The organism is Jujubicoccus corallicola (assembly GCF_047345645.1).
Classification (GTDB): domain Bacteria; phylum Pseudomonadota; class Alphaproteobacteria; order Rhodobacterales; family Rhodobacteraceae; genus JBLEFH01.
This window is the reverse complement of the sequence record NZ_JBLEFH010000001.1, coordinates 441,493-454,314: the sequence shown is the minus strand read 5'-3', so window position 1 is coordinate 454,314 and position 12,822 is coordinate 441,493. Positions and strand designations below refer to the sequence as shown.

At 62.6% G+C, this 12,822-nt stretch carries 13 protein-coding genes and 1 pseudogene; 3 read left to right on the top strand and 11 right to left on the bottom strand.

Annotation, left to right across the window (positions count from 1 at the left end; all coding sequences use genetic code 11):
• Positions 1-2: 2 nt before the first annotated feature.
• Positions 3-491 (top strand): hypothetical protein, encoded by a 489-nt coding sequence (locus ACMA5I_RS02225; protein WP_525884594.1) that lies wholly within the window; start codon positions 3-5, stop codon positions 489-491.
• A gap of 39 nt (positions 492-530) precedes the next feature.
• Here ACMA5I_RS02225 and ACMA5I_RS02220 read toward each other — a convergent pair whose 3' ends face one another.
• The gene (locus ACMA5I_RS02220; RefSeq protein WP_525884593.1) at positions 531-1,007 is read right to left on the bottom strand and encodes an ArsR/SmtB family transcription factor; all 477 of its coding nucleotides are present in this window, start codon (positions 1,005-1,007) and stop codon (positions 531-533) included.
• Between the two features lie 125 nt (positions 1,008-1,132).
• Here ACMA5I_RS02220 and ACMA5I_RS02215 point away from each other — a divergent pair, with 125 nt between their 5' ends.
• Together ACMA5I_RS02215 and ACMA5I_RS02210 are read left to right on the top strand one after the other, a co-directional pair.
• Positions 1,133-1,564, top strand: a complete 432-nt coding sequence (locus ACMA5I_RS02215) for a YeeE/YedE family protein (protein ID WP_525884592.1) — start codon at positions 1,133-1,135, stop codon at positions 1,562-1,564.
• Positions 1,564-1,993, top strand: a pseudogene (locus tag ACMA5I_RS02210) (DUF6691 family protein). The gene ACMA5I_RS02215 and the pseudogene ACMA5I_RS02210 overlap by 1 nt, the downstream one beginning before the upstream one ends.
• Here ACMA5I_RS02210 and ACMA5I_RS02205 read toward each other — a convergent pair.
• The 10 genes from ACMA5I_RS02205 to ACMA5I_RS02160 are packed head-to-tail and all read right to left on the bottom strand — an operon-like array spanning position 1,985 to position 12,822.
• The gene (locus tag ACMA5I_RS02205) at positions 1,985-2,944 is read right to left on the bottom strand and encodes an aldose epimerase family protein (protein ID WP_525884591.1); all 960 of its coding nucleotides are present in this window, start codon (positions 2,942-2,944) and stop codon (positions 1,985-1,987) included. The pseudogene ACMA5I_RS02210 and the gene ACMA5I_RS02205 sit on opposite strands and share 9 nt — an antisense overlap.
• Positions 2,937-4,802 (bottom strand): beta-galactosidase, encoded by a 1,866-nt coding sequence (locus ACMA5I_RS02200; protein WP_525884590.1) that lies wholly within the window; start codon positions 4,800-4,802, stop codon positions 2,937-2,939. Before ACMA5I_RS02200 ends, ACMA5I_RS02205 begins: the two co-directional genes overlap by 8 nt.
• The gene (locus tag ACMA5I_RS02195; protein WP_525884589.1) at positions 4,799-5,635 is read right to left on the bottom strand and encodes an SMP-30/gluconolactonase/LRE family protein; all 837 of its coding nucleotides are present in this window, start codon (positions 5,633-5,635) and stop codon (positions 4,799-4,801) included. The genes ACMA5I_RS02200 and ACMA5I_RS02195 overlap by 4 nt, the downstream gene beginning before the upstream one ends.
• The gene (locus tag ACMA5I_RS02190) at positions 5,632-6,237 is read right to left on the bottom strand and encodes a bifunctional 4-hydroxy-2-oxoglutarate aldolase/2-dehydro-3-deoxy-phosphogluconate aldolase (RefSeq protein ID WP_525884588.1); all 606 of its coding nucleotides are present in this window, start codon (positions 6,235-6,237) and stop codon (positions 5,632-5,634) included. The genes ACMA5I_RS02195 and ACMA5I_RS02190 overlap by 4 nt, the downstream gene beginning before the upstream one ends.
• On the bottom strand, positions 6,234-7,112 hold the full coding sequence (locus ACMA5I_RS02185) for a 2-dehydro-3-deoxygalactonokinase (RefSeq protein WP_525884587.1): 879 nt from the start codon (positions 7,110-7,112) through the stop codon (positions 6,234-6,236). Before ACMA5I_RS02185 ends, ACMA5I_RS02190 begins: the two co-directional genes overlap by 4 nt.
• Entirely contained in the window at positions 7,109-7,888 is a 780-nt protein-coding gene (locus ACMA5I_RS02180; protein WP_525884586.1) for an SDR family NAD(P)-dependent oxidoreductase, read from the bottom strand. Before ACMA5I_RS02180 ends, ACMA5I_RS02185 begins: the two co-directional genes overlap by 4 nt.
• A complete protein-coding gene (locus tag ACMA5I_RS02175) occupies positions 7,870-9,576 on the bottom strand; it encodes a dihydroxy-acid dehydratase (RefSeq protein ID WP_525884585.1) in 1,707 nt (568 codons plus the stop codon). The genes ACMA5I_RS02180 and ACMA5I_RS02175 overlap by 19 nt, the downstream gene beginning before the upstream one ends.
• Complete coding sequence (locus ACMA5I_RS02170) at positions 9,573-11,630, bottom strand: glycoside hydrolase family 36 protein (RefSeq protein WP_525884584.1); 2,058 nt, start codon at positions 11,628-11,630, stop codon at positions 9,573-9,575. The genes ACMA5I_RS02175 and ACMA5I_RS02170 overlap by 4 nt, the downstream gene beginning before the upstream one ends.
• On the bottom strand, positions 11,627-12,475 hold the full coding sequence (locus tag ACMA5I_RS02165) for a carbohydrate ABC transporter permease (RefSeq protein WP_525884583.1): 849 nt from the start codon (positions 12,473-12,475) through the stop codon (positions 11,627-11,629). Before ACMA5I_RS02165 ends, ACMA5I_RS02170 begins: the two co-directional genes overlap by 4 nt.
• The gene (locus ACMA5I_RS02160) at positions 12,475-12,822 is read right to left on the bottom strand and encodes an MmcQ/YjbR family DNA-binding protein (RefSeq protein WP_525884582.1); all 348 of its coding nucleotides are present in this window, start codon (positions 12,820-12,822) and stop codon (positions 12,475-12,477) included. Before ACMA5I_RS02160 ends, ACMA5I_RS02165 begins: the two co-directional genes overlap by 1 nt.

Below are 12,822 nucleotides of genomic sequence, written 5' to 3'. Positions count from 1 at the left end.
ATATGTTGAAAAAACTTCTTCCGGTTGTCGCACTTTTGCTCGGTTTGGGCGCAGGGATCGCTGGCGCTTCGTTCACCAAAAGCGCGCCGCCTGAGGCTTGTGTCGAGGAAGAGGAAAGTTGCGAAGTCTCGACAGAGCCTCAGAAAGATTCCGAACCCGACGCGGACGCGCTCAGCTATCTGCCAATGGAAGAGCCCTTTATCCTGCCTGACCTCAAGGATGGCCGTGTCAGTTCTATGATCACGATCGCCATAACTCTGGAGATCGAGGAAGAAGAGAAAGAGACAATCGAGAAGCTGATGCCGAAACTCCGCGACCATCTCTTGAAGGATATGATGGATCATGCGGCGTCGGGCGGGTTTCGCGATAGCTTCGGCACCGGTGCGGCCATGGCTGATCTGCGCGCCAAGCTTCTCGCCTCGGCCAAGGACGTCAGTCACAATGAGATTAAAGGGATCCTCATCACGGACGCCATCCGGCAAGATAACTAGAATGCTCTGCTCATCATGAGAGTCTAACCAAACAATCCATCAGAGCGCGTCTCGATTCGCTATCATCGTCGGCTTGCAATAGAGTTCGTAGAGCACATCCATAATTTGCGTCACGGCGTCACCCTTTAGACGATTATAAACCATCTGACCCTGGCGACGGCTCTCGATGAGGCCCGCTTCACGCAGTTGCCGCAAATGCTGCGAGACAGTTGGCTGCGGCATGGCGGTCGCCTCGACGATGCTTCCCACACTCGTCTCCCCCTCACTGAGCACACAAAGAAGTTTTAAGCGCGCAGGATTGGACATCATGTGCAAAGTCCGGGCCGCTTGGGTCAGGTGAGGTTCTATTTCATCAAAATCAAACATTAGACAAACTGCATATTTAACAAAGACTTCTAAATTTTTAGCCTTTTCAATATTCAGGCGCAACACGAAGCCGAATTTATGGCTAAGATCAGCGGAAGACCGGTTTCGATTAAGCATTTTTCGAACTTGGAAAATCGATATTTCCGCCATCCCTCACGGCGTTGCGTCGTTCTTGCTGAAAGAGGCTTGCTATCGTAGATATCGCGGTCACGGCGATCCGGATTTCCGGTTTCAATTGAACATCGCCAGATCATAAACATGCGAGTCTGAATTTTATGATGACAGAATTTACACCGCTTCTTTCTCTGGCTGGCGGCGCATTGATCGGCCTCTCCGCAGCGCTGTTTATGGCACTTTTTGGACGCATTGCCGGGATGACCGGATTAATTGGCGCGCTGTTGCCGCCCTACAGAGCCGGCGTCGACGTCACATTCGCATTTCTCATCGGCGCGGTTCTGACACCCTTTCTTTGGATCAGCTTAGGCGGCACCCCGATCTCTTTTGAGGTTCCGATCGCCACGCCCATGATGCTCATCGGCGGGTTTCTGGTCGGCATCGGCACTTCTTTTGGCGCAGGCTGCACGTCGGGCCATGGGGTGTGCGGGATCGCGCGCGGCGCGCGGCGGTCCCTGGTCGTGACGGCTATTTTTCTGACCAGTGCAATCGTCACGCTTTTCGTCGTCCGCCATGTGTTTGGAGGGGTCTGATGCGACTGATTGCGGCGCTACTTATCGGCATGATCTTTGGTGCAGGTATCGCGCTCTCCGGGATGATCGATCCGGCGAAGGTGCTCAACTTCTTCGATATTTTGGGACAGTGGGACCCGAGCCTGATCTTTGTGATGGGCGGCGCGCTTGCGGTGACCGTCTTTGGCTATCGTGTGATTTTTTGCGCGGCGCGATGCGCCTTTCATCACAGAACGTTTTGATCTTCCGACCAAAACCGCTATCGACGCCCGGCTCATCATCGGCGCGATGATTTTCGGGATCGGTTGGGGGATCAGCGGATTTTGCCCCGGCGGCGTTGTCCCTGCGCTCGGACTCATGCGGATCGAACCGGTGCTTTTCGTCGCGGCGCTTCTCGCGGGACGTTGGACGGCGCGGCGGATCGACGCCCGGTTTTTCGCGTCACGCTGACTCGGTGAATCGGAATCGCGTCTCCTGCCGGTAGCGCCCGCCGGGTTTCAGCAGCGTGTTTGGGAAGGCCTCGAAACGGTCCGCGCTTGGCCAATTTTGGGCCTCGAGCGCGATGCCCGCTTCCGGGCCGTAGGGGTCGCCATCCAGACCCGGCGCGTCGCTTTCGGTCGTGTCGCCGAGGAAGAGTTGCAGACCCGGCTCCGTTGTCGAGAGCTCCATGGTCAGCCCGCCATCCGGGGCGGTGAGCCATGCGACGAGGCGCAGGTCGCGCTGGTTATGCGAGAGGCAAAAGCAGCTGTCATAGGGCTGGCTGATTGCGCGGGTGTCGCGGAAATCGAAGGCCGTGCCCTCCACCGCCGCAATCTCTCCGGTCGGCAGGAGGTCGGAGTCGGTGGGCAGGTAGTGATCTGCGAGAATGCGGAGATGATGATCGCGCGAGGCGCCGCCGAAGTTGAAATAGGGGTGGAAAGCGGGGGCGCAGAGGGTTGGCGCGTCGGTCGTCATGTCAAGGGTGAGGTGGAGCGCGTCGGCGGTGAGATCGTAGCGCGCGCTCACATGGTTTGGTCCGGGAAAGGGGCCATTTAGCGTGACCGAAAGGGTGACGCTGGTCGCGTCTTGCGCGGTGATCTCCCACACTTGCATGTGCGCGCCCTCGGGGCCGCTATGCAGCAGATGGCCGCGCCAGTTGGGTTCGGTTTTCCAAGGGGTTCCACCGATCATCGCCGCCGCATCTTTCACACGATTGACGACCGGCGCGAGGATCGCGCCCATGACATGCGGCACGCCGAGATAGTCCGCCGGGTTGGCGAGGCCGAGCATCAAGTGGCGCCCGCCGAGGCGCAGTTCCTGCACTGTCGCGCCGAGCGTCAGGATGCGGGCGCTCATCGGGCCGCTTTCGAGACGGATGGTCTGGCCGCGCCGTCCGTCCGGCAGATCGAAGGGCTCAGTCATGCGGGATGATCTCCACACTGGCGGCTTCATAGTCGAAGAGGAAGCGATGCGTCGCGGTGTCCCGGCGGCGTTTGGCATCGCCGAGATCGGTCACCGCCAGCCCCGCTTTTTGCGCCAGATCGCCAAAGATGCGATGCGCGGCTGCGCCGTCGAGCCAGCCCGCGAGGTAGAAACGCTTGTCGCTCCCCATCAGGACGGGCCAGCCATCGTCGCCGGTTTCGATGGCCGTGTCCGTGTCCACCTCCTCGCGCCAGCGGATGATTTTGCCGCCGTTCGGGAGCGGCACACGGAGGTTTGGGCGGAGACTGGCAACACGTGAGACGGTTGCGGCGACGCCGGGCATTTGCGGCGGGAGGGGAACGGGCGTGTGGAAATCCTCGGTTTTTGCGCCGGTGCGCGGGCCAGCGACAACGAGACCATCGAAGCTCTCGACCGCGCGGCGAAGTGCGGCGGTCCATGCGAAAAGGCCCGGAATGACCACCATTTTACGCGCGCCGAAATCGGCAGTGTCCGGCGGCAGGATGTCGACCGTGAGACCGAGGCGGCGGAGCGCGCGGTAAGTCTCGAACACCAGTTGGAAATAATCATAGTCGCGGCCCTGCGGCTGCACCTCGCTCGACCATGCCGAGGCGTAGTCGAAGACCAAACCGACGGGCGCAATTTGCTGCGCAACATTTCCGAGACCCGCGATCTCTTTCGCGACCTCTTCCGCTTCGATCAACCCGCGCGACGGCGCGGAGTCCGGACGCAGAAGGCCAGCATGCATTTGCTCCTGCGCAAAGGGCACCTGACGCCAGCGGAAATAGACCACGGCCTCCGCGCCATGGGCGATGGCCTCCCACGACCAAAGGCGGACCATGCCGTCCGCGGGTGTCGGGTTGTAGGGTGCCCAATTCACGGGACCGGGTTGCTGCTCCATCACCCACCAGCGCCCGCGCCCGACCGCGCGGTAAAGATCGTGGTGAAAGGCCTGAAAATCCGGATCACCATGGCGGGCAAACCGCGCTTTCCACTCCTCGCCATCCCATGAGCGATCCTCCAGAAAGCCGAGCGGATAGCTGTCCCATGACGCGAAATCGAGATCCGCGCCGACGGCGAAATGGTCGAAATCCGTGATGCGGCCCATATAGTTATGGGTCAGCGGCGCCTCGGTGTAACGGCGCAAAATCTCGGCTTGGCTGCGGTTGAACGCGGCCACCTGATCGGAGGAAAAGCGGCGAAAATCCATGACATGCGCCGGGTTCGGCTCGGTCACGGTGAGGTTCGGCAGGTCGATCTCGTCGAAACTGTCATACTGCATCGACCAGAACACATTGCCCCAAGCCCGGTTGAGCGCGTCCGGCGACTGGTATTTTTGACCCAGCCAGTCGCGGAAGGCGCGGCGCGCGGCGTCCGAATAGGAAAGCGTCGTGTCGTGGCAGCCATATTCATTGTCGGTCTGCCACGCCGCGACATGCGGGTTCGGGCCGTAGCGCTTGGCCATGGCCTCGGTGATGCGGGCGGCCTCGGCGCGGTAACCCTCGTGGGAGAAACAATAATGTCGGCGCGAGCCAAAACCGCGCGTGCGGCCATCCGCATCCACCGCAAGCATATCGGGATGTTTCGTGACCACCCAGCGGGGCGGCGTCGCGGTCGGCGTGCCCATCACCACCTTGAGGCCCGCCGCGCCGAGGATGTCGACCGCGCGGTCGAGCCACGCCCAATCAAATTGCCCCTCTTTCGGCTCGATCCGGCTCCACGCGAACTCGCCGATGCGTACCCAAGTGAGCCCCGCCGCCTTCATCCGGGCGGCATCTTCGGCCCAGATCGCTTCCGGCCAATGTTCGGGATAATAGCAGCAACCAAGCGTCGGGATCATAGGATAACCTTACGTTCTTCCTGACCTTTCACGCCGATCTCGACGGCGAAGGTCTTGCCCTCCATCTCCGGCGCGGGATCGAGATCCTCGACCGCAGAGGTCGCGAAAAGCGTGGTGAGATCCGCGCCGCCAAAGGCCGGGCAGGAGATTTGCTTGGCGGGGAGGTCCACCGCATCCATGAATTTACCATCCGCATCATAGCGCGCGACACGGCCCGCGCCCCATTGCGCCGACCAGAGACAGCCTTCCGCGTCGATCACCGCGCCATCGGGGTTCAGTCCCTCTTCGACCAAATCGATATGCGGTTGCGGCTCGCCCTGCGGCCACCCGTGATCGTCGAGCCAGACCTTCTGGATCACGCCAATATCGGTGTCCGTGAAGCACGCATAGCCCGCATCGGGGTCAAAACAGATCGCGTTCGTGATGGTTATCCCGCCGAACAGCTTGCGCAATTCGCCGCGATAATAACGGTAAATGCTGCCTGCGCCCTTGGTCTTGTCGATCGCCATGGTGCCGATCCAGAACCCGCCCATCGGGTCGGCGCGGCCATCATTGGAGCGGTTGCCGGGCAGATCCGCCTCCAGTGGCGTGACCAGATCGAGCCCGCCGCTTTCCGGGTCGAACAGGCTCAGCGCGTTTTGCGAGGCGATGAGCAGCTTGCCGCTCTCGACACGCCCGGCGGCGGAGACGTAGTCGTCAAACTGCCATGTTTTGCGGCTTTCTCCCTTTCTGTGCAGGGACTTGCTGAGGATATCGAACCAGTAGAGCGCTTGCGCGTCAGGCGACCAGAGTGGGCCTTCGCCAAGCAGGCATTGGGTGTCGTCGAAAATCATGCCATCGCCTCGTCGCAAGCGGCCACCAGCGCGGCGGCCTTTTTCGCCACCGTTTCCGCGCTGTCGCCGGGTTTGTAAATCGCGCTGCCGATGCCGAAGCCTGCCGCGCCCGCGGCGGCCCATTCGGCCATGTTTTCCGCACTCACGCCGCCAACGCCGTAAAGCGGGGTTCCCGCTGGCAGGATCGCTTTCATCGCCTTGAGCCCCGCCGCGCCGATGATCTCGCCGGGGAAGAGTTTCAGCCCGTCCGCGCCCGCGCTGAGCGCGGTGAAGGCTTCGGTCGGGGTCATCACGCCCGGAAAGGATTGCATCCCCTTTTCCTTGGTATGGCCAATGACCGCCGCGTCGCAATTGGGCGAGACGATGAGCTTTGCGCCGGTCGCCGCCACCTCATCGACCTGCACGGGCGTCAGCACCGTACCCGCGCCGATCTGCGCCTGATCGCCGAACGCATCGACAATGGCAGCGATGCTTTTGAGCGGCTCAGGCGAGTTCAGCGGCACTTCGATCATGGTCACGCCAGCCTTAACCAGCGCGGTTGCGACCGGCACGGCTTCGGGCGGGGTGATGCCGCGCAAAATGGCGATCAGAGGGCGGGTCATAGGGTCTCCTTGAGGGTGGTCCATGCGGCGGTGAGGCCCGCGAGGGTCACGCTTTCCGTCTCATAGCGTTCGATCATCGCCCCCATTGGGGCGAGTGCGGCTTCATATCCGGCGGAGAGCGCGTCATTGCCGATCATCGCGATCCGCTGGCCGAGCCAATAGGGTTTGGCGCTGGCGAGTTCGAGCCCGACGAGCAGCCCAGAGAGGCGCGCCGCAGCCGTATCCGGCGCAAGATCGCCGAGCAGCGCGCCGGAGCGCAGTTGGAAGAGCTTGCCGTAGGCGATCTGCGGGCGGTCCATCGCCTCCTGGGCGGCTTCGCTGAAAGCGGGATCGGCGATGTCGGGCGTGCCGACCGTGTGGCGCAGCACCGATTGTTTAGCGAGCAGGCTGAACAGCTCACCGGTCATAAAGCTTTGAAAAAAGCAGATTTCGCCCGCAGAAATCCGCACCCATTTGGTGTGGGTGCCGGGCAGGCACACCACCCCGTCGAACTCGGGATCACGCGCGAGCAGCCCGGCGATCTGCGTCTCCTCGCCGCGCATCACATCAGGCGGGTCGTCCTGTTTCACCCCGCCCGCGATCCAGACCGGGCGGTCTCCCGGCGCGCGGACGAGATGCGGCGCGGCGGAGGTCGGCACGGCGCGGTAAGGCGCCTCAATCCAGCCCTGACGGCTCCCGACCATACCGCAAGCCACCACGGGCAGCGGTCCCCAATCGGCGGTGATCTCGCTCAGATGCGGCGCGAATTCGTCCGGCAAGAGCGCGCCCATCCCCTTCTCCGACGCGCGGTGATCGACCGGCTTTGCCCCCGCCATCGCCCAGACGCGCAGGTTGCTCGTGCCCCAATCGGCGGCGATCCAGTCGGCCCCGCTCATCCCGTCACCACGACGCCGCCATCGACGGCCATGACCTGCCCGGTCATCATGCGGCTGGCGGTGGAGGCGAGAAAGAGGGTCGGCCCGCACATATCCTCTGGCTTCAAATGTTCCTTAAGGCATTGCTTTTTCAGATGCTCTTTCAAATCCTCGGGGCTCGCCCAGATCTCCAACTGCTTTTCGGTCAGCACCCAGCCGGGGACGAGCGCATTGACGCGGATCTTGTCTGGTCCCAGTTCCCGCGCCAGCGCCCGCGTCAGCCCGGTGATCGCCGCATTGGCCGCGACATAGGCGGGGTAGCCGTCATTGCCCATCAGGTAACTGGCGGAAGACACGTTGATAATCGCCCCGCCCCCGGCAACGCGCATCCCTCCCGCCACCGCCTGCGCGGTAAAGAAATGCGGGCGCAGATTGATGGCGTGGTTCTGGTCCCACTCCTCGACGCTGAGAGAGAGATCATGCCGCACATCATTGCCCGCATTGTTCACCAAAACGGTGACCGGCCCATGCTGGTTCGCCGCCTCACCGATGGCGTTTTTCAGCGCGGGAATGTCGGTGATGTCGCATGGCAGGAACAGCGGGCGGATGCCGTGTTTCGCCTCCATCTCTTCGCAAAAGGCGTTCGCATCGCGGCGCTGGACGAACGCCACCTTCGCGCCTTGCTCCAGAAACGCGTCCGTCAGCACCGCGCCGATGCCCGAGCCGCCGCCGGTGATGAAGACGGATTGGTCTTTGAGATCAGGGAATTGCGTTGTCATCAATGGCTCTCCCTCCATGGAATACGGGTGTCTTTGCCGACCAGGAAGTCAAGATCCGCGCCCTGCTCCGCGCCCAAAACATGGTCGATATAAAGCTTCGACCAGCCGCGCTCATATTGCGAAGGCGGCGCTTCCCACGCGGCGCGCCGCGCGTCGAGTTCGGCCTGATCGACCAGCAGTTCGAGCACGCCCGCGTTGGCATCAAGTCGGATCCAGTCGCCGGTTTTCACCAAAGCCAGCGGCCCGCCCGCCTGCGTTTCGGGGGAGACATGCAGAACCACCGTTCCGAAGGCCGTCCCGCTCATCCGCGCGTCCGACACGCGGACCATATCGCGCACGCCCTGCTCCACGAGCACGCGCGGGATCGGCATGTTGCCGACCTCGGGCATCCCCGGATAGCCCTTCGGACCGCAGCCTTTCAGCACCAAAATCGTGTCCGCCGTGACGGGCAGATCAGGGCGGTCGATATTCTCTTTCAGATCCTCAATGCTCTCGAACACATAGGCCGGGCCTTCATGCTGTAAGAGGTGATCGGAGGCGGCAGAGGGCTTGATGATCGCCCCGTTCGGCGCGAGATTGCCTTTAAGAACGCGCAGCCCGGCGGCGGGCTTCAGCGGCGTGTCAAAGGGACGGATCACGTCGGTGTTGAAGTTCTCCGCGCCGTCGGAATAGGCGGAAATCGGGCGGTTCATCACGGTGTTAGCGGGCCGCAGCCGCGCGCCAAGTTCCTTCAAAATCACTGGCATCCCGCCCGCGTAGCAGAAATCTTCCATGAGATATTTGCCGGATGGCATACAGTTGACGAGCAGCGGAATCTCCGCGCCGATCTCGAAATCCTCAAGGCTGAGATCGACGCCAACCCGCCCCGCAATCGCGAGCAAATGCACCACCGCGTTGGTGGACCCACCGACAGCGGCATTGGCAAGAATGGCGTTTTCAAAACTCTCGCGGTTCAGGATTTTGGAGAGGTTCAACTCCTCCTCGACCATCTCGACCGCGCGCCGCCCGGTGAGATGCGCGAGCATCATCCGCCGCGCATCGACCGCCGGAAGCGCCGCATTGGTCGGCAGCGACAGACCCATGGCCTCCACGAGGCTCGCCATAGTCGAGGCGGTGCCCATCGTCATGCACACCCCGGCGGAACGCGACATGCCGGACTCCGCGGCCATGAAATCCTCAAGGCTCATCTCGCCCGCCCGCACGGCTTCGGAGAATTTCCACACATCGGTGCCGGAGCCGATATCCTGCCCGTTCCATTTACCATTCAGCATCGGCCCGGAGGACACCACGATCGTCGGCAGGTCCACGGAGGCCGCGCCCATGAGTTGCCCCGGCGTGGTCTTGTCGCAGCCACCCAAAAGCACAACGCCGTCAATGCCATAGGCGCGGATCGACTCTTCCACATCCATCGCCAGAAGGTTGCGGAAAAGCATGGCGGTCGGCTTCATCTGCGTCTCGCCCAGGGACATGACGGGGAATTCCACCGGAAAGCCGCCCGCCTCCCAAACGCCGCGTTTCACCCCTTCGGCGAGGGTCCGCAGATGCGCGTTACAGGGGGTCAGCTCGGACCATGTGTTGCAGATCCCGATGATCGGGCGGCCGTCAAAGGCGCTGTCCGGGAAGCCCTGATTTTTCATCCACGAGCGATGAATGAACCCGTCCTTGTCGCGCTTGCCATACCAGTGGGATGAGCGGCGTTTGGTCATAAACGGGTTCCTTCGATGATGGATATGGTCTCCGGGAAACGCGCCGGAAGGGTGATACCCGCCGTCATGAGCGCTTGGCCGGTCGGAGTTAACGAGCCGTCCGTGAGGGCGAGTTTGCCGCGCGACAGCGGGTTGGTTTCGGGCAAGAGTGTGATCTCGTAACGCGCGTCCGGGTCAAGGCCCGCGAGGCGTAGCGGGCGCGGCAGGATTTGCGTGGAGGTTGCGGCTTGGCCCGCGAAGACGACGAAACGCTGGCCGTTTTCGGCGAGTTGAAGCTCAGCGATGACGGATGGGTCATCCGCGTCAAGCCGCAGAATATCGGCCTCGGCCATCCAGTCGCGGTTGGCCTTCCACCATGCGGTGACCTCTTTCAGCGTCGCCGCCTCATCCTCGGTGAGTTCGCGCGGGTCCATCTCGAACCCCATATGGCGCTGCGCGGCGACCCAGGCGCGGAGCCGCATCGGGAGGGTCCGTCCGGATGTATGGCAAACGCGCGGGCCGACATGAGAGCCGGTCGCGACGCCAGGAAGGAAAAGCGCAGCGTCATGCTGGATGCGCAGCCGCTCCAGCGCGTCGTTGCTGTCGGAGAGCCAGACGCGGTTGCAGCGAGTCAGGATGCCCGCGTCGATACGCCCGCCGCCCGAGGCGCAACTTTCGATTTCCACCTCCGGGAAAGCCGCGCGCAGGTCATCCAAAAGCGCATAGATCCCGCGGGTTTGCGCGGCGTCCGGATGCGGCAGGAGGCGGTTGTGGTCCCATTTGATATAGTCGATGTCGTGAGCGCTCAACACGGCGCTGATCTTGTCGAAAAGATAGCGGCGCACCTCTGGCTTCGACATGTCGAGGCAAAGCTGTTGGCGGCCGGTGATCTGATCCCCCGGCCCGAGAACCCAATCGGGATGCGCGCGGTAGAGGTCGCTGCTTTCGTTGATCATCTCCGGCTCGAACCAGAGGCCGAAACCCATGCCGAGGCTTTGGACATGGTCGATCAGCGGGCTCAGACCGTCCGGCCATTTGCGGTGGTCGATGTCCCAATCCCCGAGGCTGGAGGTGTCGTCGTCGCGTTTGCCGAACCAGCCATCGTCGAGGACGAACCGTTCGGCCCCGAGGTCGGCGGCGCGGTTCGCGATCTCCTTGAGGCTCGCGAGATCGTGGTCGAAATAAATCGCCTCCCAGCAATTGTAGTGGACCGGGCGCGGCTTGCGGAACGGCGGCAGCGCGGCGCGGATCTGGCGCTGAAAGGCGATGCCCGCGCCGTTGAGACCGCTCTGGCTCACCGCAATCGACAGCTTTTCCGTGGTGAATTCGGTGCCGACCGGCTCGCTGCCCGTCGTGTGACCGAACTGGATCTGCCGCCGCCCGTCGGGCAGCTCCTCCAGCACCATGCGGTGCCCGCCGGACCAGTCGTAATGGAGGCCAAGCACCTGACCGGAATTGTTGTTCGCGCCGTGACCGGCGAGGAAGGCGAGCGGCGGATGTTCATGGCCGGAGCGCCCATTTCGCGCTTCCCGCTGGATAATGCCGGGGGTGATCGGTTTGCGATTCAGTTGAAATTCGCCAATCCAGCGGCCGTTGGTGTCTATGAGATCATCGTAAACACCGGAGACCGGCAAGACGGGCGCGGCGAGCCAGTGGAGACGGATCGGCGCGTCGCTGGTCAGGGCGGTTTCGGCTGTCAGGACGCCCGCATATGTCACCGCGAAATGGAAGGAGAGGCGCAGACGCTCCGCGCGGTAGTGCAGCGCGAGACGGTCCTCCTCATATTCCTCCGAACGCTCGAACGCCCAAACCGGCGCGAGCAACGCCCCATCCGCGCCATAGGCGACCATCCCCGGCTGGCCGGGAAAGCTGCGGCGGGCTTCGGGGCAGAGCGAGAGCGGCGGGTTTTCGTCCAGCATTCCGCCGGTCACATCGCGGCGCGAGAGCGCGTCGAGCGCGGCCAAATCCTCGCCATCCGGCAGGCGCGGGCCCAGATAGAGCGCCTCGGCCAGCCCCTCCCCACCTGCGAGAACCAGCGTCCACCCCGCATCATCGAGCCGCCAATATTGCCTCATTTCACCGCCCCGAGGGTGAGGCCAGCGATGAAATGGCGCTGCATCAGGAAGAACATCAGCACCGGCGGCAGCGCGGCGATGATCGCGCCCGCCGAGACGAGGTGCCACTGGGCGACCCATTGGCCGTTGAGCGAGTAGAGACCGGCGGTCACGGGCTGCGTTTCCGCGCCTTGGGTGAGGACGGTCGCCCAGAAATAATCGTTCCAGATGAAGGTGAAGATCAGCACCGACAGCGCCGCAATCGCGGGCTTCATCAAGGGCAGCACGATGAACCAGAAGATGCGCCACTCAGCGACGCCTTCGACCCGCGCGGCCTCAATCAGCTCCTTCGGTAAGGCGCGAATGAAATTGCGCATGAAGAGCGTGCAAAAGCCGGTCTGGAAGGCGATATGGAAGAGCGCGAGGCCCGTCACGGTATTGTAAAGCCCCATATTCACGGTGAAATCGCGCACCGGGACCATCAGGATTTGGAAGGGCACGAAGTTGCCCGCAACGAACATGAAGAAGATCAGCAGGTTGCCGGGAAAGCGGTAAACGCCGAGGGCAAAACCGGTCATGCATGAGAGCGCGACCGCGCCGATCACGGTCGGGATCGTCACCTTGAAACTGTTGAGGATATAGGCGCCGATGGGGGAGTTATCGAAGACCGCGCGGTAGTTTTCCAAGAAATTGAAACTCGACGGCATCCCCCAGTAATTGCCCGCCGTAATATCGGCAGCGGGCCGGATCGAAGTCAGCGCAACGGCGATCAGCGGCAGGAGCCAGATGACCAGCGAGATCGGCAGCGCGACCTTGTAGATCCATTGATTGGCGGTGCTGGTGCGTTCAATCGGTGTCGGGAACATCAGATTTCCTCCCTCTGCGGCCATTGGCTTTGCGTCTTTTTCGGCAAAGCGGACCGGATCACATCATAGGATACGAGGACGCGGTGGCGCAGTTCCTCGTCTTCTGTTTCGGGCGGCAACTGCACCCAGCTTTGGTGAAAATACGGGGCCTTGCGGGCGACACCGGCGTCGATCAGCATCTGCGCCGTCTCGACATCGCTGCATTTGACGGAGACGCCCTGCAGCTTGGCCCCGATCACGGCGAACATCTTGTCGCCGATCTTCCAGGCGTCGTGCTGGTCGTCCCATGGATGATCGAGGACCGCGCCGGGCAGCGTCTCGCAGATGGTTTGCAGGCGGGCTTTCAT

Bases quoted from the DNA above. Each gene is read 5' to 3' on its own strand.
- ACMA5I_RS02225 (WP_525884594.1), top strand. From the start codon at position 3: ATGTTGAAAAAACTTCTTCCGGTTGTCGCACTTTTGCTCGGTTTGGGC.
- ACMA5I_RS02200 (WP_525884590.1), bottom strand. From the start codon at position 4,802: ATGATCCCGACGCTTGGTTGCTGCTATTATCCCGAACATTGGCCGGAA.
- ACMA5I_RS02220 (WP_525884593.1), bottom strand. From the start codon at position 1,007: ATGGCGGAAATATCGATTTTCCAAGTTCGAAAAATGCTTAATCGAAAC.
- ACMA5I_RS02190 (WP_525884588.1), bottom strand. From the start codon at position 6,237: ATGACCCGCCCTCTGATCGCCATTTTGCGCGGCATCACCCCGCCCGAA.
- ACMA5I_RS02185 (WP_525884587.1), bottom strand. From the start codon at position 7,112: ATGAGCGGGGCCGACTGGATCGCCGCCGATTGGGGCACGAGCAACCTG.
- ACMA5I_RS02165 (WP_525884583.1), bottom strand. From the start codon at position 12,475: ATGTTCCCGACACCGATTGAACGCACCAGCACCGCCAATCAATGGATC.
- ACMA5I_RS02175 (WP_525884585.1), bottom strand. From the start codon at position 9,576: ATGACCAAACGCCGCTCATCCCACTGGTATGGCAAGCGCGACAAGGAC.
- ACMA5I_RS02215 (WP_525884592.1), top strand. From the start codon at position 1,133: ATGATGACAGAATTTACACCGCTTCTTTCTCTGGCTGGCGGCGCATTG.
- ACMA5I_RS02205 (WP_525884591.1), bottom strand. From the start codon at position 2,944: ATGACTGAGCCCTTCGATCTGCCGGACGGACGGCGCGGCCAGACCATC.
- ACMA5I_RS02160 (WP_525884582.1), bottom strand. From the start codon at position 12,822: ATGAAAGCCCGCCTGCAAACCATCTGCGAGACGCTGCCCGGCGCGGTC.
- ACMA5I_RS02195 (WP_525884589.1), bottom strand. From the start codon at position 5,635: ATGATTTTCGACGACACCCAATGCCTGCTTGGCGAAGGCCCACTCTGG.
- ACMA5I_RS02170 (WP_525884584.1), bottom strand. From the start codon at position 11,630: ATGAGGCAATATTGGCGGCTCGATGATGCGGGGTGGACGCTGGTTCTC.
- ACMA5I_RS02180 (WP_525884586.1), bottom strand. From the start codon at position 7,888: ATGGAGGGAGAGCCATTGATGACAACGCAATTCCCTGATCTCAAAGAC.